Source organism: Paenibacillus sp. JJ1683 (assembly GCF_053006485.1).
The window spans coordinates 1307911-1334137 of the sequence record NZ_CM129820.1; the positions used below are offsets into that span (position 1 = coordinate 1307911).

The following is a 26227-nucleotide window of genomic DNA, read 5'->3' on the forward strand; positions in this document are numbered from 1 at the left end:
GAACGGGCCGGGGAGCTATCTGCTTAACGGTCCTTAAACAGGTTGGCGAGATTGCCGAAGGGACTGTACTGCTCCTGTTCTTCTTCTGGTGAGGAGTAGACGAGCTTTGAGCCGCGACTTTCCTCATCGTCGGCAGCATTATGAACTAATGTAAGACGATCAAAATGGTACATGAAAACCTGAGCGGTGTTCACGGCATCATCCAGTGCCCGATGCTGTTGACCGTCAAAGTCAATGTTGCACAATTCCAACGCCTGAGACAGGCTCAACTGACGATACTTTCCATTGGAACTAAACAGACGGGAAATTTGCTTCTGTATATCATTTGTATTATGAATCCAACCGAGATCTACATGATGGGTACGACAATGGGATACCAGCTTCTGACGGTCATCCGGTCCCCATGCGCATAAATAATAGGGCGAATCTGTACCGAGCCAGGCAATAAATTGCTTCACAGCTTCAGGAAAGAGTGGAGCGGCATCAATGTCTCGTTGAGTAATACCCGTGAATTGAACGGTATCTGTAGAGATCACAGGTCGATTCGATGGTCTCACAAAACTGTGAAATGTATCCGCAACGAATAGGCCATCGTCTCCCTGAATAACTTTGACGGCACCGATATCAATAATTTCGGAGGAATATCTGGCGTTACGGCTAACGGTAAATTCAAGATCATAAATAATGTATTGCATATAATGGACTCCTTCCACACACATAACTGATCCCGATGGATACCGGGACAAATGTTCTCTGCCCGAATAACTCTTCTCCATCATACCTCTCGGTTCACAACTTGTCAGCGGTTAAAAGGCTTGCTTTCAAAAAAAATATGCGATGTCCAAATGAGCTTGGACTATCGCATATCTAAAAAATCCTGACATATAGCAGCATCCGAAACCACTTGGATTCCGAATGCTGTTTATGCTAGCTATTGAATTAGGCCGGGAGGTCCAACTTTTGACCCGGATAAATGCGGTGAGGATTCTTCAACTTATTCAAATGCTGAAGCTGTTGCCAGGTAGTACCATGTTTGCGAGAAATGTCATACAGAGTATCCCCGGATTTCACAACATATACATGGCTATTGGCAGCTTGTGCAGTAGTCGATGCCTGCTGTGGCTTGCTAGTTTGAGATTTTGCAGGTGCCGATTTCACAGGAGCTGGTTTCGCAGCCGATGTAGAATTGGATTGCGGTATCTCCTGCAGAGGTGCTGGCGTCGTTGTTGGTGGAGACGGCACAGCTTGTGTGGCAGGGACAGAAGTTTTTCCGTCTGCCTTGGCTTCTTGAATACGGCCGTCTGCCTGTACTTGCAGGCTAGCAGAGCCCACTTTTTGCATATAGCGGATTAACGCTTCATCCAGCGATCCGAACATACCGGCCTGCGGGTATTTGGCGAACATCGTATATTGGTCACCACCTACGGCAGTAAAATCATTGGTGACCAGTGTGTATGTTGCCTCAGGATCAAGGGCCTTTCCACCGATCAGGATGGAGTGAACACGGCTGCCTTTGGCTGCTGAGGTGTCTATTTTGAACGAGATACCGGATACCTGAGGGAAGCTCCCGCTTGGTTCTGGATAGGAGGCTGTGCCATTTTCCAGTGCGGCCTGAATGTCAGAGCCTTTCACTTTCAGGGTAACGATCTGGTTGCCGAAGGGCAGTACGGTAATGATGTCTCCCTTGGTAACCGTTCCTGCTTTGATGGAAGCCCGGATGCCACCACCGTTCGTTAAAGCCACGTCTGCTCCCGAAATGTCACGCATAGCATCGGTGAGCAGGTCGCCGAGATTGGTTTCACCCGCACGTACCTTTTCGCGTGCGCCTTCGAGATCTACACTGGTTTGTGCTACAACTTCTTTAAGAATAGGTTCTTGTTCCTTCTGAATGGAGGCGATTAATGCAGCAATGTCAGCGTTGGGCTGCACGTCAGCAGCTTGAGTCGAATCGATCAGCTTGGCTTGCTTTTGGATAACCTTGCCGCCGTCTACCCATAGATCCACTACACCCAGATACTTGGTGTATTCACCTGCACTAGCGATTAACGTGCCATTGTCACCGACCAGGCCCTTTTCCAATACGGTATGGCTGTGTCCGTCGATGAAAATATCAATACCAGGCACTTCTTTCACGACCTTGAGGCTGGTGTCTTTGCTGGATGCATCTTGTCCCAGGTGACCCAGAGCAACGACGACATCTACTTTGCTGCGGATTTCGTCTACTACCGCTTTGGCTTCAGCCGCAGGGTCGGTGAATTGAATGCCCTCCACATTTTTAGGATTGGTTTTATATGCCGTTTCAGGTGTAGTTAGGCCGATAATACCGATTTTAACGCCATCGACTTCTTTAATAGTATACGGTTGGAACAAACGAGTTCCGTCCGTTTGCTTAATGTTGGCGCTCAGTACAGGGAACTGAATCTCCTTACTCAGCTCAACTAGATGCTTCCAGCCGTAATTAAACTCATGGTTACCCGGAACCATTGCATCATAGCGCAGCTTGTTGATTACTTTTACGATACTCTCACCATTGACCAGAGTAGCGAAGGTCGTTCCATGAACGGTGTCCCCATCATCCAGCAGTAATGTATTGGGATTGGCAGCGCGATATTGATCGATAATGCCCGCCAGCTTGGCGAAGCCCATTTCCTTGTCGTTGGCGACCACGTGGGCATGGGTATCATTCGTATGTAGGATGGTGATGTGTTTACCGCTGACTGGAGACGGTGTTGTTCCGGTTCCTGCTGTTCCCGCATTAGCAACTGGGTCCGCTGCTGCTGTGCCGAGACAACCAAGTAGAAGCGCGGCGGTCGTCAAGATCGACGAGAGTTTTTTCCATGAGTTCATGTTGTTCCTTCAACCTCCCATAAAATGAATGAATTAGAGAAACCGCTTACGTCCACATTTTATCAGATGATTGTAAAAATAACTCTTATTTTATATCAAAGCACTACATTTTTTTGAGATATCGGTTGTTAAACCCACCGTCTAGTTACCTATATTGTAGAGGCAGTAATAGACAGCAACTCATAGAATAGGAACTATTGTTCTGTTTTGTGATCAAAAAAAAGGGCAGTCTCTTTGGGCAGCCCGATTCGGGGTAAATAGTGATCCAATGTTTCGTCAGCCAGCGGCGGATTGCCTGCACTCAGCAAAAGCACGGCAAAGCGATTAGCCTGCTGTTCAAATTTTCCTGGAGAAAAGTAGGAATGCTCCTCCATAAAAAAGCGACTAATACCTTTATGCAGTCGGTCATGTCCCAATTCATGCGCACAGACGAACCGTTCCCATTCTGGTGTAAGGCCATTGTGAATGACGATAAATCTTCTGCGCAGCTTGTGATAATACAACCCTTTGGTTGTGGAGCCCAGATCGCAGTATCGGATATGGATGCCTAGGGCTTTCGCAATATCGAAGGGGCAATTAGTGCGGTATTTTCGGACAAGTTGGTGAATGAGTTCCTTCATACGATCACCTACTATCCCTGATCTTTGCTCGCACCGGGATCGGCGGGCTTTTTATGTTTGTTCATTTGCTTGGCTTCCCAGAACAGACCTGTCAGTACGTCCTTGATTCGTTGCCGGTCTTTTTCATCCAGCGGAATGCCATCAAACATTAATTCGTCGTCTTCCTCCAACATTTTTTTAAAATCCCGGCGGTCTTTGGAGTTTGCCCATTCTGGTACAGTAGAACGATAAAGTTCGTGTGGGTTTTGCTCTATTGAATCATCGTCCGCCCAATATCCGGCGGCCTTCATCATTTCGGTATAAGATACGCTGAGCGCGTCCGCTATTTTGCGGAGGGTGGAGGGTTTGGGCACTCCGCGCAGCCCATTTTCGATGCGGGAAATTTGTGAATTACTAATACCTGCGGCATCTGCTAATTGGTTGATGCTCAATTGCTTGTGCTCACGCTGCTGTTTTAGGTAAGTTCCGAATGCTGGCTGTTCCACAATGGAGCTCCTTTCTGCAATAGAATCATAGAATTAGCTTTATTATACCATTAGGCAAATAGTAAAAGCACGTAATATGCCAAAAGGCATAGAAAAGTAGAGCGAATATCCTGTTTTTGGGGCTATATTGCTTTTTTTCACGATGGATACCTATCCTAAATAATGTTATGTTATACTCAAGATACGAACAAAAGGGGAACAAAATGTAAACAAGTGCGTTTTTATTTGAAAATACATCATTGTCAAAAGGCATAATATAAGGAGTGTTGCTTTTCATGAGAAATAACTTACCCGAATTAGACCGTCGCAAAACGCAGAATGCATTGGAGGGTGTATTTGAGAAATACCGGATTTATAAAACAATAACCTTTATGGATCGGGAAAGTTTTATTACTGCTGGCTATACGGATCGCCCGAACGGACCCACGAATGTGACAAGCGACCCAACGGCCCGGACTGCTGTATATAATGTAGATGCTCCTGCCGCCCGCTTGGCCTATTGCCAAATGGTGGATGCCGTAGTGAGCCGCTTGAATGAACGTGAACAGTTGCTGATCCGTGAACGTTATTTAAAGGATGATGATGTGTTCGATTACAAGGTTTACAATTATGTGCTGGACCCGCCAGTCAGCAAAGATACGTATACGAAGCTTCGCACACGTGCTTTTTACAAAATGGCGCTAGCGCTGGCAGACCAAGGCGTTCTGAATCTGGCAAACTTGCAAAAGGGTGCGGATCGCAGACTGGGGTAGGTAAATGCATAGGGGTCACAACCTGTGGCTCTATTAACCTAGACAGCAAGGAGTATGAACCGCAACGGTGAATAAGAAGCATAGGTCTCAATTAAAATAGGAACGGAGGACGGATGTATTGAGAAGTGAACCAGAAATGATGAATATCCTTATAAAGTTTGCTATGAACGATAAAAGAATACGATTGGTCACGATGGAAGGATCACGTACAAACTTCAATATTCCTCCTGATTCATTTCAAGATTATGATATTTCTTACTTTGTAACAGATATGGATTCTTTCAAGGAAAGTGATCAATGGCTCCACGTGTTTGGGGATAGGCTTATGATGCAAAAACCCGAGGATATGGAACTTTTTCCATCAGAACTAGGTAACTGGTTTTCATATATCATTCTTTTTGAGGATGGAAACAAATTAGATCTGACACTGATCCCTATAAACGAGGTAGAGGATTATTTTACGAATAGCGATGGCTTAGTTGAGGTTCTGCTCGACAAGGATGTGCTGATCCAAGAGGAAGTGATCGCAAACGACCATCAATATTGGATTAAAAAGCCTACGGCAAAGGAATTTGATGATTGCTGTAATGAGTTTTGGATGGTTTCAACTTATATCGTAAAAGGATTGGCGAGAAAAGAAATCCTGTTTGCTATTGACCATTTGCACGAGATAGCACGACCTAATTTGCTGCGAATGATGGCTTGGAAGATTGGCTCAGAGCAAGGGTACGCCTTTAGCGTAGGAAAAAACTATAAATTTATAAATCAGTACCTTCCTAATGAAGATTGGGAAAGTTTACTATCCAGTTACTCTGAAAATGGCTATCGAGAAATGTGGGAGTCTTTACTTACTTGCTATGCATTGTTTAGAAAATACGCTAAGGCTGTGGCCAGAAGTTTGGAGTATGAGTATCCAGATTACGATGAAGCCATCACTAGGTATACTGCAAATATTTATAATTCATTGAATTGAACGATGTAATAACCGCCTTTTTAAAGGGCGGTTATTTTTTTGTGTGCACATCAACAATGAGATTAAACGCATTTTTAATATAGGAACAAATGTTCGCAAAATACCGCCTAACTTCATCCCTAGTCTCTACTTTTATCGTCCATTTCCCCGGCAACGCATTCGTTATAAGGGTGTAAGATTATATCATCGGGAATCAAGACAAGAGGACATACCGAAGACACACACTGTCAAACGTTAGCCGGCCAATAGGGCCGGTTTTTTCATGCGGTTATCGTCTTTGTCACTTCCCGGGAATTCGATGTATAGAAAGGAGGAGTCGTGTTGCCTAAGCAAGGGATGCTGCAATGCATGAGTACAAGGCTACGCCGGCTGAGAGCATGGAAGTGGAAAAAAGCCTGGCTAAACAGCCACAGCATGCGAGCACAGGATACGCAAGGGTGGCATGCCACAGGATGAGACAAGCCTTTAAGCAAAAGCTCATAGACATTATTCCGGCGCTGCAAGGGCGTGTATACGATGTTCAACCCCCGTCGCAGACGGCAGAGGAGCCGTATGCGGTTATGGTGCTGGGCGAGGAAATCTGGAAGTCTTCCTGGGCCGGTTACCGGCAGGTTGTCCGCATCAAGCTGTACGCAGGACAAGCGGGGCTGGCGCAGGCCGATGTATGGGCGAATACCCTGATTGCCGGACTGCACCGAGCATCGGTGACAGGTAAAGTTGAGGACACGTCTGCTTTTACCGCGCACTATTTGGGCGTGCGGGATGCAGAAATGCTGGACACGGTTACGGGCAAGGCCTATAGAACGCTGCGTTTTGGCGTGTATGTGCCTGAAACAGAAGGTGGATCGGCCGCTTCAGCACCTGGTGCAGCACAGCCGGAAGAATGGCTGGCAGCACTGGTCGGCTGGACGCAGAAGCAACTGGGCGAATTATGGTCGATATACGCCGACGCATGGCCCGCACAGCCGGGAAGCCACGCGGTATTATGGCGGCTGAGCGGCTGTGAAACCCGGATGGCAGGAGCCTCCATGTATGAGCTCCGCAAACGGTTCATCGGGCATATCACTGCTCCGGTCACCACCGAAGAGAACCGCGCAGCTTCCGCGCTGGTCGAAGGCTTTGCCGCTCAAATCCAGCTTCCTCTGGAGCAGGACAAGGGCCGTTATATGTCTACGGCTGAAGCCTCAGCCGATTTGCAGGCGGATGCCATTTTAGACGGTCAGCTTCGGCTGACGCTGGTACAGCGGCGTATGCGTCCGGCTGAGGAAGCGGCATTGATTCGCAGAGTGGAAATTCATCCTATTTTGAAATGAGGTGGTCCGAGTGACCTTGGAAAGCCATGAGAAGACCCCGCTACATAGCGGGCAGGAAGCAAGTGGCCCACGCTATACGCTAGAGGAACTAAAGGAACACGCAGAACAATTGTTTTCTGTAAAAGTAGAAGTGCTGGCAGGCGCCTTTTTTGGCACACAGGACAAGCTGTTTACGGTAGCAGAAGCACACACTAAAATCGAACAATTTATGAAAGCGAAGGTGGATTAATTATGGCAGGCGGAACATGGGAAAACACGAATAAACCGGTATTACCGGGTTTGTATATGAATTTTCAGGCAGCAGCAGCTTCAGCGATTCAAGGTGGATCACGTGGTACGGTCGTTGTACCCGTCAAGGCGAATTGGGGCCCTGTACGTGAGTTTGTAGAGGTGGGCAGCGAAACGGCTATTAGCCAAATCTTCTCCGGCGACAGTGAGAATGGTGCGACAGCATATTCCACGTTGTATCTGGCTTTGCTGGGCGGTCCGAAAAAACTGCTCGCTTATCGCTTGGCAGATGACACGGCTGCTGAGGCGTCTGTAACGCTGAAAAGTGGTGGCGAGACCCCAACCGACGTGCTGCGTTTGAAGGCTTTGTACACAGGTAGCCGTGGTAATGGTTTTGCCGTAACGGTACAGCCAACTTTGGGCGACGAGCAAGCTCGTGAGGTGCGCCTCTATGAAGGAACCAAACTGCTGGGTACGTACAAAGGCAGCGACGGTACGGCTGCTTCGATTGCCAAAGCGCTGAACGAAAACAGCGAAAACGTATGGGTGAAAGCTGAGGTTGTCGGCGAAGGCGGCATTCCAGCGGATGTCAGCGGCGTACATCTGACAGGTGGCAATAGCGGCAATAGTAAGCTGGTTAATGCCGATTACATCGCCATGCAGGAAGCATTGGAAGGACAGGAGTTTAATGTGCTGGCCCTGGATTATGCAGCCGATCTGGCATTGCTGCAAAGCTTTGCTGCCTGGATCAAACGTGTCCGGAATGAAGGCAAAGGCGTCATCGCTGTATTCGGCGGTTCTGCAGCAGATGATGTGTCCAAAACGGCTGTCAGCTTGGCTTCTGCACGTTCTTTGGCACTGAACCATGAAGGCATCGTAAACGTGGGCACAGGCGTATGTCTGGCAGGTACGGACTACAGCTCCGCCCAAACGGCTGCCTATGTAGCCGGACTGATCGCAGGCCAACGGTTGAACCAATCCGCAACGTATGCGGTTACGCCTTTTGAAGATGTAACTCGCCGCTGGACACGTTCCGAGCAGGAACAGGCTGTCCGTAACGGGGTGTTCCTCCTGTTCTTCGATGGCCGTCAGGTCAAAGCGCTGCGTGGAATCAACAGCTTGGTGAACCCGTCTGCCGGACAAAACAATGCGTGGAAGAAAATCCGTTCCATCCGTGTCATGGATGCCATTAACGCTGACTTGCAGCGTGCAGCCGAAGAGACTTACATTGGCAAAATCAACAACACAGTAGAAGGTCGTCTGGCACTCATCGGTGCGATCAAAGAATACCTGGCACAGCTGTCGCTGAGCAACGTGATCGAGGCGGATGGCTACGATGTTATTCTCGATCCGGCTTACTACGGTGATGCGCCAGTCATCAAACCGGAGCCGGATCAAGTGTTCCTGCAATGGAATGTGAAGCTCACCGACGTGATGGAGCAGCTGTTCGGCACATTTTACGTGCAATAAATAAGCATTTTACGCGCCTAAGCATTTCGGTGGCGCTCAGTAGGATTGCAGTAGCATTTTAACAACGAGGATTTTGTGAAATCCCGAACTATATTATGAATTATTTTGAGGAGGAAAAAGAAATGTTGGATGCTTCAAGAGTTATTTTAGGTACGTTTGGTCAGGCGCATGTGGATGGGGTGTGGCAGACGAATATCAATAAGCTGGAAGCCAGCGTGGAAATGGAAAAACGCGAGCTGAATCTCGTGGGCAATGAGTGGAAGGTGCATAAGCGCGGCATCAAAAAAGGGACGGGGACGATGAGTGGCTACAAAGTTACGTCCGATATGATTCGTCGTGGTTTTAATCGTTTTGAGATTATTACGAAGCTGGATGATCCAGAAGCTTTTGGACATGAAAGTATTCGTCTCATCCGTTGCACTGCTGACAAAATCCAGCTAGCCAACTGGACAGCAGGCGAGGAAGTACAGGAAGAAACGACCTTCACCTTCGAAGGCTATGAGCTGCTGGATCCGATTGTAGCGAACTAAATTGGTTAACGGGGAATTGGGATGCTGTCAGGTGTCCCGTTCCCCAAATGAAAATAAGAATTTGTGAAATTCTGAAATTAACAATAAGGGAGAATGACCTATGAGTTTGAATGAGAATATGACAGAAGAACAAATTTTGGACAGTCTGTTTGAAGCCGCTGAGAAACTACCGGAAGAAACGGTTCGTATCAAGCGCCTCGATATGAAAATTGTACTGCACGGACTGACCTCTAGTAAGGTGGACAGCATTCGTGAGCGTTGCACGATTCGCCGAACCGTGAAGGGTGCTGTAGACGAAAAGGTAGATACCGAAACGTTCAACGCCTTGTTGATTTCGGAAGCCACCGGAAAGTTGGAAGTGAAGGGCCTGTCCCTTAATGGTTGGGGAGATCCCCGGATTACAAGCCGCTTGAAGCTGTCCGGTGGCGAACAGTCTGTCCGCCGTATGCTGCTGGCGGGTGAACTGGATGCAGTGGGAGATAAAGTGCTGGAACTGTCCGGTTTTGGCGTTGAGATTGCTGATCTAAAAAACTAATCGGCTCCGGGGGAATGACGACGATGCTGTACCACTTGTGGGTCCGGCACCACCTCCGTCCCGGAGACTTTTGGCGGCTTCCCCGCGGTGAGCGCATGCTGCTGCTGGCGTTTGCCGAACAGGAAATGGATAGCATTGCAGCTTCAAAAGCATAAACAAGGAGGTGAACATGATAGATGGCAGAAGCATTAAATTACCGCATGAACCTTGTGATCGATCCCAAAAACGTCATTAAGGCCAACAGAGAATTGCGCGCAATGGAACGCTATTTTGAGCGAATTCAAGGACGTGTTTTGAAAATCGGCCGCACTCGCATGGCTCCGGAAATTGTCCTGAACGATATGGCCTCCAAAGGCTTGGATAATCTGTTAAACAAGATTAACCGGGTCAAATCCCAGGTTATAAACGCCTCGGGAAGTGTGGATTTAACGGTGAAGAGTAGCAGTAATGTGTCCATTGACAAAGTCAGTAGTCTTGTTGCAGCTCTTAATAAGAATACAGAAGCAGTTAAAGGCAACTCCCGTTCAAATATATTTAAAAAAGATGAGCCTCCTAAGGAAGAAGACAAAAAACTTCCAGCGTGGGCTGAGGCGCTGCAAAAGTATAATGAACCAGCCAAGGTTGTACAGGAAGTATACAAAGGGGTGACAGGTGAGGATTTAAGTGCTCAAACCATCCTAAAGATTCCAGATACAATTTCAAAAGGAAAAGAAAAGTGGACGGCTACAAAAGACGCTTGGAGAGAAGGTGGAGCAAAAGGTGCACTAAAAACTCTCTTTTCTTCAAAAAAAGAAGAAGCTGCAGAAGGTAACACAGAAGGTGCGACAGGTAACAAGGACCTTTCGGAAATTAAAGAATTAATTAAGAAATTAATTCAAGTTACCTCAGATAGAACTACTGGTGGTGGGTTTGGCGGTGGCGCTGGCCCGGAAAGAAGAAACAGACGTACCGGGGGCAGAAGGTCTGGAAATAGAGGCGGTGGCCGTCGATCCTCGGGTGGTCAAGGAGATTTTAATTCAAGAGCCGGAGAGATCGCGAGGATTAATACTAGAGATCGGAACTCAACATCAGGAAACAGAAACGGACGACAAAGTACAGGTTCTGCAGAATCCAATCCACGAATTAATCCTAACCGAAGAGTCCCAAGTCCAAGAAATAATCCGAGAAGTCCTCGTGGTCGCCGCTCTTCCAAGTCGCGTGGCATTCTTAGCTTTGCAGGCGACTTGCTAGCTGGTGGAACAGATTTAGATGCTTCTTCTGTTCTAAATATGGTAAGTGATAGCGGATTAGTTGAAAAAGTGAGTAAAGGTCTTGGTGTAAGCAAAAAGTTCATTAGTGGGCCTTTGGGGGTTCTGGCAGATGCAGCAAGTATAGCTACAGCAGCTCCGGGCAAGGAACGTGCACAAGCGATTGGTTCCACCGTAGGTGGGGCAGTCGGGAGTACGGTAGGCGGAGCAATAGGAACATTTTTGCTTCCAGGTGTCGGTACTGCTGTCGGCTCATATGTAGGCGGTTTAGCGGGTGACTTTTTAGGGGGTAAAGTGGGCGGCTGGATATCAGACCATGGTTCTGAAATTAAGGAGAAGGCATCCAAGGTAACCGGTTGGCTTTCAGAGAAGAGCGAAGCCTTTGGTGATAGCATCTCTAATTTCTTTTCTTTCGGTAAAAAAGATGAACCCAAGAAAGCACCAGTTAAGCCACCTGAAGCCCCTAAACCTGCCGTACCACCTCAACCTGCTGCAACTGTGGCTACCAAACCGTTAACACCTATGCCACCTTATCCAGGGTTACCACCTGGCTCTCAAGTGATGTATGGACCTCCACAACCGGGCGCCAAAGGCGTTCCTAATCCTTACGGACCGATGGCTATCGCTAACCAAGGGGTAAACCCAAGCCCAATGTTGAATACTGCGGCGCATGCGAACAATGGCGCCAAAGCTAAAGGTAAGGCCAACGGTAATCCCACTCCTCAAGTAGTACAGATCAGTCCTGAACAAATGGGAACATTGTCTGGCTTTTTGAAGGATTTTAAAACCGAAACCACCAATCAATTTAATCTTCCTGCGGGGGCTGTACAGGTCACTGTACATGAGAACAAGCTGGATGTGGATGGGCTTATTACGCAGATTGGCTACCGTCTTAAAGCTGAAATTTTGCGTGCAACGCAGAACACCAAGCCAACGGGCGCTGGAGCTATGTAATGCAGTAAATGGTAGCAATAGGGAAGGAGGAGAAAGATGGAATTTAGTTTGACGGATGGTAAGGGAAAAAAGTTTCAGTTTCCAGTAAATCCTGAGGAAGTAACGATTTCACGACAAAAGGGATTTGATACAACGACGATTTTATCCTATGGGGAGTTTGACTTTCCACAAGGGGAGAAGGTGAAGGAAATCTCCTTCTCTTCTTTTTTTCCGAAAGAATACAATCCAGCATATTGCACATATGAAGACATCCCTGATCCGCAGGAGGCCATGAACACGTTGAATGGCTTTTTGTTATCCAAGAGTCCGCTACGTTTTATCATTACGGAGACAGCTGTGAACGTACCCGTAATTGTAGCTTCTCATAATTCGACCTTTCGGGGCGGGGAATATGGGGATGTGAATTTTGATTTGTCACTGCGAACCTGGAGCGAAATGAAAGTAGCCAAAAAATCTGGTACCGGTTCGAAGTCTGTGACAGTCAACAAAAAGCCTCGCACGGATATGAAAGAAAAAAAGAAAACGTACACGGTTAAATCGGGAGATTCCTTGTCCAAAATTGCCAAGCTGGAGCTGGGAGACAGCTCGCAATGGAGTCGCATTTATCAGCTTAACAAAAAGACCATCGGGAAAAATCCGAATGCGATTAAACCGGGGCAAAAGCTGGTGCTGTCATGAGCTATAAAGTCATTTTACAGGATAAATATGATCTTTCGCCACTTGTGGAGAACATTAATTTAAGAGATTCGCTGGAGCAAATCGCCTATCAGGGGACGGTCAATTTGGTCGTTACGTCCGATATGCCGACCATTTCTCCAGGGATGTCAATCCGGGTTAGTGGTATTCCTTATGGTAAAAAAGACTATGTTCCTCTGTTGTCTCCAGCGGTGATCTGGGAAGTGGAAACCTCCAATAACGGGCTTAAACGTATGACGCTGACGCTATATGACCGTACGGTATATTTGGACAAGTCGGAGGATGAATATTTACTTCCTGCCAAGCAGACGGCTACCCAGCGTTTTCAGAAATATGCGAGGGATTGGAAGCTGAAAATCGCTTCTTTGCCGGACACAAAAAAGCAGCTCGGGCGCGCCGTATACCGGACGCAGTCCATTTATTCCATGATGCTGGGCGATCTGCGGGAGACGGCCAAGGCGGGCGGCAAGCTGTATCATCCACGTATGATTTCTTCCGGCTTGGAGCTGTACGAACTGGGCACGAACAAAGATGTATATGTTTTGGAGAAAGTGACCGATACGACACAATCCCGTACGTTGGAAGGCGCAGCCACGAGAGTAAAGGTGTTGGCTACGGCGGCCAGTGAAACAGGGAAAGAGGTTCCTTCCAAGGTGATGGCGCTTGAGGAAAAGGACATTGCCAAATATGGAACACTTCAGGTGATCGTACAGGATGACGAGGTGAAATCGGGTGCGGCGGCACGTGAGTTGGCCAAAAGTAAGCTGAGAGGCATACAACAAACGATATCGGTAAATGCGCCAGATATGAATACGATTCGAGCAGGAGACGCGGTAATGTTAGGGAACATGAAGCTGCTGGTGATTTCAGTAAGCAGGGAATTGGGCAACCCTGGCAGTATGTCGCTAGAACTCGGAACGTATGACGATGTAAAAAGGAGGTTTTACCTTGAATAAGGACCCCTACGGGCATTTAGCCACTGCGCTGCAATCTTCATTTCATAAACACACCAAGCAAGCGCTGAGTGGAGTAGGTGCAGTATTAGGTACCATCACTTCCACAGGACTCAAGCTGGATGATTTTAAACATGAGCTTCAGGATTATCTAGTCGCCGAGCTGCCGGGGCTACTATCTGTACCACGCCATATGTACCAAGGTACCTCAACCTCGGTGGAATCTGAAAATTGGGAAGCCAAAGAGCTGAAAACCTCTTTTTATATCGGGGAGGATGAGCTGGAGGATGTAAATCTGAGCCTGAACAAAGGACTTAAGCCTGGGGATCGTGTACTGGCGATGCGGGTGAATAGTGGTAACGATGTGGTGGTCGTGTGCAAGGTGGTGAATGGACGTGGCTAATTTGTTTCCCGAAACAGATGATATGATCTGGACAGACACAGATGTGACTGACCCGGATGTACTGGAGGATAACCGTGCTGTATTTGGGCGAAGCTGGAGATTTGATTTTGAAGCTGGGGAGTTTGTAATGAGCCCTAGCCGTAAAATCGTGACTACAGGCGAGAAAGAAGCTTGGGTACAGTGGTGTGAAAAAGCCATACGCACTCCTCGCTATCGTCATGTGATCTATTCGCCTGACTATGGAAGTGAGCTGGAGGAGCTGATTGGCAGCAGCTATGGGCACGGTGTGCAAGAAAGTGAAATTAAGCGCATGGTCACAGAGGCGTTGCTAGCAGATGCACGTACGGCTAGTGTGGATCAGTTCACGTTTCGATGGGAAGGTGAGGCATGCTATTTTAGCTGCCAGATTACGAACGTGCGGGATGAGACAGAAATTGTGGAAAGTGTGGTGATCTAATGGCAGACTTGCCGGAATATTTGGTAGACCAGACGGAAGAGGAAATTTTAAATCGAATGCTGGAAAAAGTGCCTTCGGACATCGATAAGTCCGAGGGCTCTTTTATTTGGGATGCGCAGGCGCCAGTGGCATTTATGCTTTCTGAAGCGGCAATCTGGGCGCAGGAGCTGCTGCGTCGGGGGTTTGCCAGCACAGCAGCCAGTGATAACCCGGATTTTCGCTCGCCGGAACTGGATTTGCGTACAGCAGAGCATGGAGTGACACGACGGGAAGCCGTTGCTGCATCAGGGAAGGTCAAGTTCACAGGCACAGCTGAAACAATCGTCCCGGCGGGAACGTTGGTGGCGACTCCAGCAGATGATGTATCCGGGGAAGCCTCTATTGAATATGCGACCACGGCATCGGTCACGCTGGATGAACATGGCACCGGGGAAGCGGCCATTCGGGCGGTTAATCCTGGACGCAGCGGCAACGTGCCAGCGGGTGTCATTCAGGTGATGGCTACTCCGATTAGCGGGGTTTCCTCCGTGATCAATACGGAGGAAACCAAAAGCGGCACAGACGTTGAGAGCGACCAACTGTTGCTGGAGCGTTTTTATGCCAAGGTGCGGAACCAGGGTACAAGCGGTAACAAGGCGCAGTATACCCAGTGGGCGAATGAAATTGCTGGAGTGGGTGGCGTGGAAGTTGTTCCGCTCTGGAAAGGGCCAGGAACAGTGGGGTTATATGTGCTGGATACGGATAAACGCGCTGCCAGCCCGGAAATCGTGGCTGCGGTGCAGAAGTATATCGATCCGACCCAGGATGGGCAAGGCGAAGGGTTAGCACCAGCAGGTCCTGTGGTGACGATCATGCCAGCGACAGAAGTGGAGATTAACATTTCGGTCAAGGTACAGCGCACCAAAGAGAAGCCGTCCACACTGGATGAAATCAAAAAGCTGATCGAAAACGGTGTGCGGACGTATTTGAAGCAGCTTGCTTTTTACAAGGCAGATCCGTTGGTAAGGTACACCCGGATTTCTGCTGTGCTGTTAGACATTCCAATTATTATTGATTTCTCTGAGCTGAAAATCAACGGACAGAGCAATCAGAATATTGAGATTGGATCAGGTCAGGTGGCCGTGCTGGGGACGGTGAGCGTCAGTGAGTAACAACGGAATAGACAGTTTTGAAGATTTATTGAATGACCCAGACCAGGGAAAACGTGTAAACCGTGGTGACATCTTTGCTAACCGGGTAGCAATAGCGAGAGATACAGTAAGCCAAATGAGCAGCGAGCGGGGACGCGAGCTGCTTTCCTATTTGCCTGCCTATTATGAAACCTCACGTGTGATGCGTTCCGATATGGATGCTAAAGGAAGCGAACTGGACGCCTTGTATCTTGCAATGGATGCAACGGTGGGACAGTTTTTCGTACGTACCGCCACCTGGGGGCTGGAACGCTGGGAAACGGAGCTGGGGATCGAAACCGATCTGGGGAAGCCGTTGGATCAGCGGCGCGCAGTGGTGGAATCGAAGCTACGGGGGGCAGGAACCTTTTCAGGCAAGCTTGTCAAAAATGTAGCTGAGGCGTATGACGGAGGCACGGTAGATGTTACTTTTCACCCTGCCGAATGGGGATTTACGGTCAAATTTATGGACACCATCGGAATTCCGCCCAACGTGGAGGATCTTAAAGCAGCCATTGAGGAGATCAAACCTGCTCATATGGCGGTAGAGTATAAATTACGCTACTTGACCATTGCGGAAGTGGAGTCCATGACCCTCTATGAAAATGAACATACAACACAGGATAGATATTTAGGAGGTGGCGCATAACATGGCAAGCGAAAAAACACCGAATCTTGGTTTAAATCAAATTGACCGCACATCGCCCAAAACAACATATTTTGATCTGGAGAAGTACTTGGATGAAAACTGGCGGTCTGTAGATAAATTTGCAGGTGACGTGAATGACGGTGTAAATGAGATTAAGAAGCGTCTGGATACGAGGGAACGCAAGGCGGTAGCTTTGGAACCTGGGGTACAGATTGTTCATGCGGAGAAGGCTGCGCCATTTTCGTTGACGGGACTAAGCGGACGTACGTTGGTGAATTTGTTGGGGCGGATGGGAAGCTGCGAGACCGTAAGCGATTGGTCCTCAAACGTAGCTATTGCAATTGATAATAATAACAAGGCCAACGGTAGTAGCTCGTTTAAAATTACGCTGGGTAGTGTGCCGGCAACCGCGTCTGCAAGTTTTTTGACCACACCTGGACGAAAATATATCGCAATAGCAGACGTAAAAAGTGGTAATACCAGCAATGTGGCAATATCAATAAATGGTATTGCCAGTGCTGTGGGTAATGATGTAAATTCAGGCTCTGTTTTTGCGCCGTCTGTTGTACGGTTCACGGCGAAGGAATATTTTCATATTGTTACCATCACAGGCACGGGTGCGACTGGTAATATCTTTAATATGGATAGTGTGCGTGTATACGAGATCAGCGATGCAGATTATGCAGCAGCCGCAAGCCTTACGCCAGTACAGGCCGCAGCAAAGTATACGTATGTTGATAGTGTAATGCCTGTGCGTAATCCATATGCTATTCGGTATGGAGAAAACTTAATTCCCCCATTCTATGAATGGACGCGCGGTGATAGGGCTAAGGTGATAAATCCGTATAAGCTGGAAACGGTAGCTACTGTATCTGTGGATCAATCTAATGTATATGTTCCTGTGGCTCCAGGAACGCCTTACACCTTGACCGTTAAAGTTAACGGGCGTGTAACGGTGGTCGAGGTAGATGATGTGGGTGGAGAATCCACCGTGTACAGTACAACCGATAACGAAAATAGGGTTGTCACAGTAACGTTTACGACCAAGACGACAACTAAGAGAGTGCGTGTTTACGCAACTAATACAGGAGCAGGGACGTTCACGCTTGAAAACCCAATGCTTAACATTGGTAGCACAGCCAAGCCTTTCAAGCCACGCGAAGACTCTATGTTGGCGTTACAAACAGATCTGTACGCCGATCCAGTTACAGGGGCAAACCCTGATATGGTGTTCGAGCGTGATGGGCAATACTTCAAGTCCAAGAAGTGGCAAGGGTTGATGTTGGACGGTAATCAAGCTTGGGTATATAAGGACACTAAGGCAGGCAACAAGCAGGTAACGCTACCTTTGCCCAACCCAAAGACCGATAGCGAAAGAGTTACTAAGTATGACGGAAAGTTAATCGCACACGCCTATCCGTGGACGGATTCGGATCAATCTTTTCTAGCTGCTGATGGACTATACCTATCAATACCCGTTGCAGACAGTGGATGGGCAGACGGATACCAGCCGTCACAGGATGATATCAAAGCCTACTTTTACGGGTTCAAGGTGTATGACGCTGGCACCTTCACGCCAGCTAACGCCCAAGCTGCTACAACAGCGACATGGAACGGAACAGGTGCTAAATATTATGTTCCGCGTGTTGGCCCTGCAAACCCTGTAGCGTCGGTGCCGCAACAGTCTTATGTAGGGTACACGCCGTACCAACTTGTATATCAACTTGCAACGCCTATCGTAGAACCTATCGTATCCGAGGGACAACTTTCATTTGTGGAAGGTGACAACCAGGTTGAATTAGGTACGGGGATTGTGCTGCGCGAGTCGGTTGGTCCTAAACTGCACACAAACGGGTTCTACTACATTAACGCTAATGCCGTTTCGGGCAGTAATACAGTCAATACACCTAGCCGAATTATCAATATTTTCGCGAATAACAGAAAAGATACAAGTAGTTGGGCCAACTACACAAATTCCAGCAGCAACGGGATAACATCCGAGTTGAACCCGAGTAAATTTAATGCAGCAGCTTCTTATAGCATCACATACCTTATGTCTAACCCATCGCCAGCTGTGCCGTTTGCAGGCTCCTACGCCGCCAACGAAAAGACACTGCTGTCAGACTTGGTGGACAGCATACAACAGAACACCGCGCGTGTGAGTGTGCTGGAGAACAAGAAAGCTGACAAGGATAATCCTGCATGGCTTACACCAACGTTGCTTAATGGATGGGTTGTAAGTCGCCCGGTAGGAATAATGAAAGATATTAACGGATTCGTTCATATCAGAGGGTTGGTTGTCAATGGTCTGACAAATGGAGGGTTAACATTGTTTACTCTGCCGCAAGGCTACAGACCTACAAATATACAAGGTCCAGTATCTTACGGTTACGGGGTCAATGGCCCTGTTTTAGTGCAGTTTGATATTTTCCCAGATGGAAGAGTTTGTTTTGGTGGTGGAGGGGCAAAAGATAGCACCTCGTTGAGCCTTCTTTTCCCACCATTCCTAGCAGAACAATAAAAGGAGGTCTAAAACATGAAAGCAGTACCTAAAGTAAATACAAACGGCCTTTATCTGGAGGACGAGCTGGTGGACGATGCCTTTTCAGGTATCGTCCCTTTTTATACTCCATCTTCGCCTACGCTATCTGATACAAACCAGCAACTAGACACCCATCGGCTTGCTGATAGTAGCTCTAGTACCAGAGATGAAGTACATTCAGATAACATCCCTGCTGGTTATACAGTAGGGATTCAAGTACCACCAGGTCTATACCATCCTCGTTTTGACATCCAAGGTTGGCTGGCCTACGAAGCAGAATATGCAGAAAATCTGTTAGAAGCGCAAAAGGCCTTTGATCAGTTAAACAACGAATCCCAAGCTTTATTTCAGAAGCAGCATGATGAATGGCGAAATAATCCGGAAAACGAGCGTGGAGATGAACCTATATATCCTGCTCCCACTTTTAAGACCCCAGAACGAAGAGACCCGGCGACGTTCTGGAGTGAAGGATTGAGTGAGGAAGAAATTAAGAAACTGACTCAAAAAGCGGAGCAACAGCCAAGCGAGACAGATCAACTGAAGCAGCGCATTGCAGATCTTGAAGTGACGTTGACCCAACTCATGCTTGGTGGCACAGGAAAATAACGTGAACTGACGACTATATGTAACAGCATTTTTTATAAAAAGAGGTGAAGTCATAACCATGGCAGCTTTAACAGAGGCTCAAATGCGTATTTGTGCTCATGCTTGCATCACCCGCTATGATCGTGGAGAAGGTGATATATCAACGATTATGGGAAGCTACGCTTTAAATGAAGAACAGCGGGAACACGTAATGAAGATTATTTTATCCACTCGTTCCGATCTAGCACCGGATAACGTAGATGATTCATCATCAAACGATGCTCCGAATGAACAGGAAGAAACGGTTAAATGGTATAACTCTATTTTCCGCAAGAAAACAGTATAGAGAACAAAACAAAAATAAAATGCCCTTGGATTAACCAAGGGCATTCACTTTACACCTAGGTTCAAAAGGGGGAACAAACATGCATGAAAAGATCGATCAGATTTGGCTGGGGTTTTCCACGGGGACCTTGATCGGTTATTTTTTCGGGGGGTGGACTACAATGTTGACGTTGCTGTGGTGGATGGTCGTGATCGACTTTTTCACCGGATGGGCAGCGGCCTGGATTAATGGGGAGCTGAAAAGCCGCCAAGGATATTACGGTATTTTTCGCAAGGTTACCGTGTTTTTGCTCATTACGGTAGCCCATCTAATCGACGGTATTCTCGGGGATGCACACTATTTCCGGGATGCCGTCGTTTTCTTTTATTTAGCGAACGAGCTGTTGTCTATTATAGAAAATGTGGGCAGAATGGGAGTGCCGATGCCGGATATTTTGCGGAATGCGGTCGCCATTTTTGAGTCCAAGTCGAGTGGGGAAAAAATAAAGCCAACCGATCCTTCTGACAAGCAAAATAAAGCTTTATAAAGTGCTGACTGTTGCCATTACAAAAAAGGAAGACTACCTTTTCGCCCTTTTTCGGCGTAAAAATGGAAAAGCCCAGACCGTTTCCTTGGTCCAAGCATATGGATAACAGAGTCAGAGTGCTACAACATTATGAATGACAAGGAGGGAACGCCTTATGCAAAATCGTAGCCCCAACGCTGCCGAAGGCATTGACGTGTCCCGATATCAGGGAAAGATTGATTGGAAACGCGTACGAGCAGATGGTAAATCGTTTGCATTTATTAAAGCAAGTCAAGGACAGCGTTACGTTGATCCAACATTTATCACGAATGCAAAAGGGATCAAGGCAGCCGGAATTCTACTGGGAGCGTACCATTTTGTAGATGCGACCAGTGTAAACGCAGCCAAAGCGGAAGCCAGACATTTCGCCGAGGTGCTGGATCAGGTGGGTGGTGCGAAAGCGCTGGACTTGCCAGCGGTGATGGATTATGAAAACAATCCAGGAAAGCTTAGTTCGGCTGCGATTCATGAGGTAGCGCTGGCATTTTTGACGGAATTTGAGCGAGTCAGCGGCCGTAAGCCGATGGTATATACAGGGAATGCTTTTGCTGCCAATTTTAAAGCTACACTGGGTAGTTATAAACTGTGGATTGCGCGTTATAGTACACAAGTGCCTAATGATACCACAGCATGGAAGCGCTGGGACTTCTGGCAATATAGTGATAGTGGACGGGTTGAAGGCATTCCAGGACCTGTGGATCTGAATGTATATGCCGGAACAGAGCCCGAGCTACGCCAAGCATTTGCAGGAGAAGAGGGGGATGAGCCGATGACAGCAGAGGAAAAAGCCGCATTTAAGGCCCTGCAGCAGCAGGTAGCCGCTCTTGAAAATAGCAAAGATGTGCTCAAGCAAACAATTAATGAACAGAGTGCTTATATTAAAAAGGTGGATCAGCGAGTAGCCGAACTGGAGGCGCGTCAGGCTATGCCTGTACCGGTCTGGGCCAAGGAAGCGGTGGCTGCCGCCGTTGCAGTTAATCCGGCAAGCCCAATTGTGGATGCGAAACTGCCAAGCAGTTATGATTTTTATCGCTTACTGGTCGTGTTGAACCGTCTGGGTGTGTTTAAAAAAGCCAAATGATCTTCGAAAGAACTTATACACTGCCCATCCCACTTTTATATGAAATGAGTAAAGAAACTACGAGCGAAGCCTAAATAGACAGGCGGTTAAATGCAGCCGCCTGCCCTTATGGTTAAGTGATGTTTTTTAGGACCTCTGAATAGGCTGAATCCCAAAAAAAGGTAAATGGAAAATGCATCTTTACTCGAAAAGTAATTCAATATCCTCCTGACTAATCTGAGCGGTTTCAAAGTCCGAAGGAGTGAAATGAACATTCTGCTGACGAACGGTAAAATCAATGATCCGAATGATTGCTTGGACATACATATGCATAAATTCAGTTATACTTTCCTCTTCAAACATTTCTGTGCTGTACATCATATCGATCACCAATTGGTCGTTAACAACCAGGCAGTTAACTTCGATGGCGGTCGTTAGATGATTGATGTTATCTACATTTTGATTGTCTATAGTATGCCTATATACATAGTCTGAACTTTGACTTTCGTGATCGAATTGTCCCAGATAATTGAAGCGTATAGGACGAATGTCTGTATGCTTTTCAATAGCCCCTAGCATATATTTTAGGATGCCATAACCTATACCCTGATGGGGAACACGTCTGCGCAGTTCCTTGACATGTGCAATGACATTGCCTATTTCTGTGCCCGGCATTTGAATACGTAAGGGATATAACGCAGTAAACCAGCCAACCGTTCTGGATACATCTATGTGATCTAGACTCCTTCCGTGATGCTCAACCTCATAAGTGAAATCGTCCAATCCGGTCCATTCCTTTACACTTAACGCCAAGGCAGCCAGCAGTAAATCTACAGGTTCGGTATGGTAAGCCTGAGACATCTCATGGAGCAGTTTGTGCGTTTGGACAGGAGACAGATGTTCTTCAACCACAGCGCATGAAGCATAGTTTACGGTAGCGGTTGGTAGGCTTGTGATAGATGCTGGAAAATAGCGGACTCCACCCTCCATTTCGCGCCAAAACTCTAGCTCTTTCCGTAGATCCGCAGTCGTGGAATAGTGATGGAGTTCTTGAGCAAAGGCTTGAACTGAGGCCGTTTTTCTTGGGAAATTTACCTCCTCACCTTCTTTTATAGCATGGTATGCATTCAATAAATCCTCCAATATAATTCTCCAGGAAACTCCGTCTACAACCAGATGATGGGCAGTGATGAACAGTTCCCGAGTTTCCTGTCCGTGATCGAATAGAGCTGCGCGGATAGGAAGACGGTGGGACAGATCGAAACCGGATTGCAGGTTATGCACCAGGTTATTGAATTCATGTTGCCGTGCCTCGGCTGAAATAAGCATCATATCGTAACAATCCAGCTTGAACGAGACGATGGCGAGTTCTGGATTATAAAATAACTTGCCATCAGGCTCCATGCTCATCCTTAAAGCATCGTGATGCTCGATCACCTTCTGAAAGGCCTTTTCCAAAGCGGAACGATCCATTTCGTTTTTCAGCAGAAGCATGATCGATTGATTATAGTGATGAGGATTGTGAAATGTCTGCGCCATAAACCAACTGGAGATAGGAGTGGGCAGAATTTCTCCGCTGGCTGGAGCTGAATCGTATAGCTGGCGCTTTGGACGTGTATAATGAGCAAGCTCCGCGATATTGGGATGCGCTAAAATATCCTGTACGCCTATCTCCAGATCATAGTTATTTAATTTGGATGTCATTTGGATTGCCTTAATAGAGTCTCCGCCCAGTGCAAAGAAATTATCATGGATACCTATGTTAGCCATCTGGAATAGCTCTTCCCAAACCTGCACGAGAATATTTTCAACCTCATTATGAGCTTCTTCATACATGCTTGTTAATCCAGAGGACAGGTCTGGTACAGGAAGTTTCCGCTTGTCGACCTTACCGTTTGACGTAAGTGGAACGGTATCCAGCCGAATTATATGGCTTGGCACCATATAATGGGGAAGACAAGCATGTAAATAATGCTTGAGAAGCTCGGGAGAGACAGCAGCATCTGATACATAGTAGGCGTACAAAATAGGCTGGCTATTGTCTTCGTCCGATTCCCCTACATTCACAACAACGTGCTGGATACCTTGATATGAGGATAGCGCACCCTCAATTTCACCCAGTTCGATACGAAAGCCTTTGATTTTGACTTGGTGATCTTTCCGGCCAAGGTATTCAATCAGGCCATTTTCCAGCCGTATTCCCAAGTCTCCGGTTTTATACATTCGTTCTCCTGGAACAAAAGGATTATCGAGAAATCTTTCTTTTGTGAGTTCCGGTCTATTCAAATATCCTCTTGCCACTCCAGGACCGGAAATGTAAATTTCTCCTTTTACCTGTACAGGAACAGGTTTTAAGTACGCATCCAGCACATATATAGCCACGTTATCAGAAGGTACGCCGATAGGAACGGATCTTCGGATATCTCGGTTCGCATCATAAATATGGATCATGCAGCCTACAACAGTTTCTGTCGGTCCGTACTCATTGTACAGAGTAACATTGCCACCAAATATGTCATAAACGTTCCGGGCAAGACTGACTTTGAAATCTTCTCCACCTACAATGAATTTGCGGACGTTCGATGTACGAATATCCGACTCTTGGAGAAGGGACAAATGGGCGGGAGTAAGCTTCACAATGGTTGTACGCTGGTCTTTCAGAATGCGAAACAATACAAACTCGCTGTAATCGTCATCCCTGTAGAGGCTCATGGCATGACCGCTGATTAATGGGGTGAATATGGAAGTGACGGTCAAGTCAAAGGCTATTGACGAATAACAGGCAAAGACCTCACGTGCGGCGGAAAAGTAGGTTTTACTTGCCCACCATATATAATTAACAAGTCCCTTGTGGTGGACTGCAACTCCTTTAGGCTTGCCTGTTGAACCAGAGGTATAAATGACATAAGCGAGCTGGTCCGGTCCGGTTTGCGACTCCAAATTGGAGTCTTCGCCATCATACAGGGATGCATCATCCATACGATAGGCTTCTTTGGAAAAAGAGATATCATCATCCAATGGTGCGTCGGTGAGCAGCAAGGCAGCCCCGGAATCCTCTAGCATAAAGCTAACACGGTCAGCTGGATAGTGTGGATCTATCGGCAGGTAGGCCCCGCCTGATTTCAATACAGCTAAGATCGAAATGATAAGTTCAAACGAATGCCCCGCCATGATTCCGACGATACTCTCTTGGCCAATCCCCCTACTTTTTAAAAACCTCGCCAGTTGGTTAGCTCGTTCGTTTAACTCACGATAGGTTAACGTTTGCTCTTCAAAGTAACAGACAATTTCATTAGCTTTTTCAACGACCTGCTGTTCAAATAACTGAGTAATGGTTAGGGACGAAGGATAGGGGGAGTGAGTTTGATTCAGCTCATAGATTAGCTCATTGTGTTCCTGCGTAGACAGCATTTCAATTTCCGCAATCGGAGTGTATGGCTGCTCGATCATCTCGCGAATCATATGCATGAGATGCTCAAACATTTTGGCAATCTGCATCTCGCTGAAAGCCTTCACTCTATAGTCAAAATCCAGCGTAATTTTTCCGCTCCCCTCCCAATCACGTATAACCAGCTGCAGGGCATAAGGCTGATAACCACTGAATACTTCCTGAACTTCATAGGGGCATCCATCAAATTGGGGACTAAATTTCATATTGTAATAATTAACACACATATCAAACAGACCGTTATATCCTTTTTGGGCAAGCTCCAAATCACCAGCCAGAAGATCATACGGATATTTTTGATGAAAGTAAAAATTCATTAGCTCTGTTCCCACCTGCTTCATCCAGGAGTAGGCATCTAAAGCTTCATCCACTTGGATACGAAACGGCATTGTGCTGGTGAACATGCCAAACGTATTTTTTTGTTTTTTTCCTGATCTGTTCAGGACAGGTGTCCCGATGACTACATCGGTTTCTTGAGTCGTTCGGTAGATGTAAAGCAGAAGGGCGGATACGAATAACACATTTACAGAAAGCTTGGAGCTTTGGATAAAATTCTGGATGATGCGAGAGGTTTCGCTATCGATGGCAAAGGATGAGCGAACGGCCGAAATATCTTTACTTTTGTTGATGGGTATCATATTAGGTAAGGTTTGAAACTTTTCATTCCAGAACATTTTATTTTTGATAAAACGTTCAGATGCTAGATAGGCTTGTTCTTGATCAATGATAGGTATGTAGGAATATTCTTCATCAGCAGGGAGAGGACGGTGGTTGACTAGTAGAGTATAATAGTGCGAAATTCGTTCCGACACGATATGTAAAGCCCAACCGTCTGCAATAATATGATGAAATTTACCCAAATAACCAACATCATCAGGTCCCAGCCGAAAGATAACAAAAGAATATAGTTTGGAGTTCAACAGAGGCATCGCTTGTCCGCTCACGACCTTCAGCCATTGTTCAAAATGCTGTAAAGGATCAGTCTCATGACTAAAATCAAGATATTCGATATTCTCCTTTTCATAGGGCTTAACGTATTGTACGGGTTCTCCATCTTGCTCTTCGATCCGGATACGGAGGCCTTCAGTTTTGGAAATGAAGAGCTGAATCGCATTCTCCAGTGCATCAAGCTCGAGTTCCTTTTGAATGCGTACTAGTCCGGTCAGATTATGCATGGCCGTCGTGCCATGTATTTTTTCGTTATACCAAATTCTTTTTTGAGCATGCGTTAATGCATAGAACATACATTAGCCTCCTTATACATGCAGATTTTGAAAAACGTAGAGTCTACATAAAAATGATGCTATCCGACCAAATAAAAACAATCAAGCAGAAAAAATGTATTTTTATGAGGAAAATAAAACGGATTTTCGACAATTGTATACCAATTTAAACATACG

At 46.9% G+C, this 26227-nt stretch carries 24 protein-coding genes; 19 read left to right on the plus strand and 5 right to left on the minus strand.

What is annotated here, in order from left to right; translation table 11 throughout:
• Positions 1-23: 23 nt before the first annotated feature.
• From ACUC6J_RS05650 to ACUC6J_RS05665, 4 genes are all read right to left on the minus strand, one after another.
• Entirely contained in the window at positions 24-695 is a 672-nt protein-coding gene (locus ACUC6J_RS05650; RefSeq protein WP_016821326.1) for a 3'-5' exonuclease, read from the minus strand.
• Positions 696-939: 244 nt separating this feature from the next.
• On the minus strand, positions 940-2847 hold the full coding sequence (locus ACUC6J_RS05655) for a 5'-nucleotidase C-terminal domain-containing protein (RefSeq protein ID WP_447249893.1): 1908 nt from the start codon (positions 2845-2847) through the stop codon (positions 940-942).
• A gap of 194 nt (positions 2848-3041) precedes the next feature.
• Positions 3042-3467, minus strand: a complete 426-nt coding sequence (locus ACUC6J_RS05660) for an ImmA/IrrE family metallo-endopeptidase (RefSeq protein WP_017426406.1) — start codon at positions 3465-3467, stop codon at positions 3042-3044.
• Positions 3468-3478: 11 nt separating this feature from the next.
• Positions 3479-3952, minus strand: a complete 474-nt coding sequence (locus ACUC6J_RS05665) for a helix-turn-helix domain-containing protein (RefSeq protein ID WP_013369769.1) — start codon at positions 3950-3952, stop codon at positions 3479-3481.
• A 275-nt stretch (positions 3953-4227) separates the two neighbouring features.
• Here ACUC6J_RS05665 and ACUC6J_RS05670 point away from each other — a divergent pair, with 275 nt between their 5' ends.
• The 19 genes from ACUC6J_RS05670 (at position 4228) to ACUC6J_RS05760 (ending at position 21400) form a co-directional block, all read left to right on the plus strand.
• On the plus strand, positions 4228-4704 hold the full coding sequence (locus tag ACUC6J_RS05670; RefSeq protein ID WP_017426408.1) for an ArpU family phage packaging/lysis transcriptional regulator: 477 nt from the start codon (positions 4228-4230) through the stop codon (positions 4702-4704).
• A 118-nt stretch (positions 4705-4822) separates the two neighbouring features.
• A complete protein-coding gene (gene ant(6), locus ACUC6J_RS05675; protein ID WP_090888187.1) occupies positions 4823-5677 on the plus strand; it encodes an aminoglycoside 6-adenylyltransferase in 855 nt (284 codons plus the stop codon).
• A 344-nt stretch (positions 5678-6021) separates the two neighbouring features.
• Complete coding sequence (locus ACUC6J_RS05680; RefSeq protein WP_447249894.1) at positions 6022-6990, plus strand: hypothetical protein; 969 nt, start codon at positions 6022-6024, stop codon at positions 6988-6990.
• Positions 6991-7000: 10 nt separating this feature from the next.
• Positions 7001-7219, plus strand: a complete 219-nt coding sequence (locus tag ACUC6J_RS05685; protein WP_016821321.1) for a hypothetical protein — start codon at positions 7001-7003, stop codon at positions 7217-7219.
• Positions 7220-7221: 2 nt separating this feature from the next.
• Positions 7222-8688 carry a phage tail sheath family protein gene (locus tag ACUC6J_RS05690; RefSeq protein ID WP_447249895.1) on the plus strand — a complete coding sequence of 489 codons (1467 nt, stop codon included), beginning with the start codon at positions 7222-7224 and terminating at the stop codon, positions 8686-8688.
• 122 nt (positions 8689-8810) lie between these two features.
• Positions 8811-9218, plus strand: a complete 408-nt coding sequence (locus tag ACUC6J_RS05695; RefSeq protein ID WP_016821317.1) for a phage tail tube protein — start codon at positions 8811-8813, stop codon at positions 9216-9218.
• A gap of 100 nt (positions 9219-9318) precedes the next feature.
• Positions 9319-9753, plus strand: coding sequence for a phage tail assembly chaperone (locus ACUC6J_RS05700; protein ID WP_007429164.1), 435 nt, complete (start codon positions 9319-9321; stop codon positions 9751-9753).
• Between the two features lie 176 nt (positions 9754-9929).
• Positions 9930-11954 carry a hypothetical protein gene (locus ACUC6J_RS05705; protein ID WP_447249896.1) on the plus strand — a complete coding sequence of 675 codons (2025 nt, stop codon included), beginning with the start codon at positions 9930-9932 and terminating at the stop codon, positions 11952-11954.
• A gap of 36 nt (positions 11955-11990) precedes the next feature.
• Entirely contained in the window at positions 11991-12632 is a 642-nt protein-coding gene (locus ACUC6J_RS05710) for a LysM peptidoglycan-binding domain-containing protein (RefSeq protein WP_025364227.1), read from the plus strand.
• Positions 12629-13606, plus strand: coding sequence for an XkdQ/YqbQ family protein (locus tag ACUC6J_RS05715; RefSeq protein ID WP_102998618.1), 978 nt, complete (start codon positions 12629-12631; stop codon positions 13604-13606). Before ACUC6J_RS05710 ends, ACUC6J_RS05715 begins: the two co-directional genes overlap by 4 nt.
• Positions 13599-14006 carry a hypothetical protein gene (locus ACUC6J_RS05720; RefSeq protein WP_447249897.1) on the plus strand — a complete coding sequence of 136 codons (408 nt, stop codon included), beginning with the start codon at positions 13599-13601 and terminating at the stop codon, positions 14004-14006. Before ACUC6J_RS05715 ends, ACUC6J_RS05720 begins: the two co-directional genes overlap by 8 nt.
• The gene (locus ACUC6J_RS05725) at positions 13993-14463 is read left to right on the plus strand and encodes a DUF2634 domain-containing protein (protein WP_016821304.1); all 471 of its coding nucleotides are present in this window, start codon (positions 13993-13995) and stop codon (positions 14461-14463) included. Before ACUC6J_RS05720 ends, ACUC6J_RS05725 begins: the two co-directional genes overlap by 14 nt.
• Positions 14463-15614 carry a baseplate J/gp47 family protein gene (locus ACUC6J_RS05730; RefSeq protein ID WP_447249898.1) on the plus strand — a complete coding sequence of 384 codons (1152 nt, stop codon included), beginning with the start codon at positions 14463-14465 and terminating at the stop codon, positions 15612-15614. The genes ACUC6J_RS05725 and ACUC6J_RS05730 overlap by 1 nt, the downstream gene beginning before the upstream one ends.
• Positions 15607-16281: a YmfQ family protein gene (locus ACUC6J_RS05735; RefSeq protein WP_167438299.1), complete on the plus strand. Its 675-nt coding sequence runs from the start codon at positions 15607-15609 to the stop codon at positions 16279-16281. Before ACUC6J_RS05730 ends, ACUC6J_RS05735 begins: the two co-directional genes overlap by 8 nt.
• A gap of 1 nt (position 16282) precedes the next feature.
• The gene (locus tag ACUC6J_RS05740) at positions 16283-18802 is read left to right on the plus strand and encodes a hypothetical protein (protein ID WP_447249899.1); all 2520 of its coding nucleotides are present in this window, start codon (positions 16283-16285) and stop codon (positions 18800-18802) included.
• A 15-nt stretch (positions 18803-18817) separates the two neighbouring features.
• A complete protein-coding gene (locus tag ACUC6J_RS05745) occupies positions 18818-19429 on the plus strand; it encodes a hypothetical protein (protein ID WP_447249900.1) in 612 nt (203 codons plus the stop codon).
• 58 nt (positions 19430-19487) lie between these two features.
• Positions 19488-19754, plus strand: coding sequence for a hypothetical protein (locus ACUC6J_RS05750; RefSeq protein WP_250248978.1), 267 nt, complete (start codon positions 19488-19490; stop codon positions 19752-19754).
• A gap of 79 nt (positions 19755-19833) precedes the next feature.
• Positions 19834-20280 carry a phage holin family protein gene (locus ACUC6J_RS05755; RefSeq protein WP_016821295.1) on the plus strand — a complete coding sequence of 149 codons (447 nt, stop codon included), beginning with the start codon at positions 19834-19836 and terminating at the stop codon, positions 20278-20280.
• Between the two features lie 154 nt (positions 20281-20434).
• Positions 20435-21400, plus strand: a complete 966-nt coding sequence (locus ACUC6J_RS05760) for a glycoside hydrolase family 25 protein (RefSeq protein WP_447249901.1) — start codon at positions 20435-20437, stop codon at positions 21398-21400.
• Between the two features lie 180 nt (positions 21401-21580).
• On the opposite strand, the gene ACUC6J_RS05765 is transcribed toward ACUC6J_RS05760, so the two are convergent.
• Positions 21581-26071, minus strand: coding sequence for an amino acid adenylation domain-containing protein (locus ACUC6J_RS05765; protein ID WP_447249902.1), 4491 nt, complete (start codon positions 26069-26071; stop codon positions 21581-21583).
• Positions 26072-26227: the final 156 nt, after the last annotated feature.